This is a genomic window from Pedobacter sp. 05L430 (genome assembly GCF_056397585.1).
Genome location: NZ_JBFTNT010000444.1, coordinates 1 through 2273, shown reverse-complemented (window position 1 = coordinate 2273; position 2273 = coordinate 1). Strand labels below are relative to the sequence as shown.

Here is a 2273-nt window from a genome sequence, read left to right as displayed (position 1 = left end):
CTACAAAGATCAATTGCTAAAAGATCTTGGCTTTTCTTAAAGCCTGACTACGCTGCCGCTAGCTCTTCTTTTTTGGTGAGCTTAAAGATCACAAACATCACTATTCCTGAAATAACGGCTAGTAGTAAGTAGCTGGAATTTAAGTTGTGCTCGTCTTTTGCCGGTAAGAATGAGATAACGCTGTAGCTTAGAAACGACACGATCACATACGTAACACCGCCGGTTAATCCGCTGGCAATGCCTGCATTTTTAGGGAATCTGCCCAGACAAAAAGTAAAATAATTATTGAAGATATAGCCTGCCGTAACGTGAATTAAAAAGGCGAAGAATATAAGTGTATAGATGCTGGATATGAATTGAATGCTGATAAACATGAGCAGCACAAAGAGTATTTGCAGCCCCAGGTTCACAATCATTTTCTTTAAAAATGGCTTGTTTATGGTTGCTTTACCTATAAAACCGCCAACCATCCAGGCAAAACCAAGAATCAGGGAGCTATAACCGGCGACAACCGGTGAAAAATGAAGGTGGTGTTCTATGATAAATGGGCCTGTCATGTTGTAAATCATTACCATTGAATAGGCAAGGCCCAACATCACTATACCCAGACTAAAGCTCGGGGTTTTAATCATTTTAAGATAGATGTTGCCGATATTGCTTAATGAGAATTTAGAGAAGCGGGTCAGGCTCTCGCCACTGTAAATGAATTCGAGTATGGCAAGTATGATTGCTAAACCGGCAAGGAAGTAGAAGTTAGACTCCCAGCCAAATACAGTTTGCAAATAGCCACCTAAAAATGGCGCTACTATGGGGCCGGTAGACCAAATGATAGAGAACAGGCTTAAATAGTGTTTAAGTTTATCGCCTTCAAAAATATCGACAAAAAATGCGCGTTTGCCTACAATGATAGTTCCTACTGTAAATCCGTGAATGATTCGCATGAGGTAAATGAGGTAGACATTATGGGTATTTGCAATTACGATGCTTGCTGCTGCAAATACGAGTAAGCAGATAAGGCTAAGTTTATACCTGCCAAAACTATCTAGCACGCTGCCTATAAAGAGCTGTGAAATTCCATAACTGATTAGGAATAAGCTAAGTGTTAATTGTACTTGTAAACTGCTTACATTCATGGTGGTAGCCATGGTAGGTAAGGAAGGGATGTAGATGTCTGTTGCGAAGCCGGATAATGGTAACAGGGCAAAAGCAAGGACAGTAGAAATGCCCTTATTGTGTTCTTTTAATGGTTTTGATGCTGTCAATTGATAAATGTTTTGAGCAGCCAAAGTTACCCTTATAAAGGTTTTTAACCCGTATTTTTAGAACATGGTAATGTAATAAATAAACTATTTTAAAGTAAAATAATTACTTAAACAGCTGCCCGGCGCCGCTTTTAACATAAAATTCTTTATAGTTTTTTATGTTAAGCATATCGTTTACAGCTTTGTTTTTATCGGTGCTTTTGTTGTAGTAGGCTTTGCAGATCTGGTAACCAACCCAATAGCCCAGATCAGCAGGTTTATCTGCAGTTTCCTGATCGGAATTTGCGATCCAATTGTGAGACTTGGCGAGATACATCTCTTTCTCAAAATCTGTCCAGATCTGTTTTTCTTTACCTTTAGCCCAGACATGCAGACGTTCATTAGCAGTTTTATCCGATATCAGTTCGCCAATAAAATCGGCCATGCCCTCGGTAAGTGAACCGGCAAGGAGCGTGGTGTCGCCAGCAAGGCCATTCTGGTTAAAATGGATGAGCTCATGGGCAATTAGATTTGGTAAGGATTTTAGGTTTGTGAAGTTGTTTTGCTGCCATAAGTTTAGCTCTTTAACAGGAACTTCTTCTGTGCGGGCAGATTGATCCAAGCCTATCAATAAGCCGGCATCAGTGCTGGTTCCGCCTGAATTAAAAGCGCCAATAACAAAGTAAATGTCAGGAAATTGAGCCTTGTTGTAGATTTGCTTGAACTTAACAAAGCTTTGGATCATTTGAGGCTTTTGCTGATCTACGGCGTAAGTATTTTTACGTACAGCGGCATAAAATAGAGGCTTGGTGTTTACAGATTTTACAAAATTCTTCAGGTTTCTGATTTTATAACCCAGATAATCCTGAAGTCCATTTGAGGCAGGTTCTACATAGTATTTCTTATAAAGGTTGATGGCGTTGGCGGTATCCTTTTTAGCTAGGTCATATGCCTTCCAAAAGTTCTTTACATCGCTGGTAATCAGTTTAGCCTTATATGGATCTGTGGTGCTGTTTTTAACTGTCTTAATGC

General features: G+C 39.7%; 2 protein-coding genes. Both read right to left on the bottom strand.

Annotated elements, in window-relative coordinates; all coding sequences use genetic code 11:
* Window positions 1-47 precede the first annotated feature (47 nt).
* Complete coding sequence (locus AC1DG9_RS26185) at window positions 48-1262, bottom strand: MFS transporter (protein ID WP_172662715.1); 1215 nt, start codon at window positions 1260-1262, stop codon at window positions 48-50.
* A 103-nt stretch (window positions 1263-1365) separates the two neighbouring features.
* Window positions 1366-2273: gliding motility protein GldB-related protein (locus tag AC1DG9_RS26180; RefSeq protein WP_477635583.1), on the bottom strand; the 908-nt coding region annotated here is incomplete at its 5' end.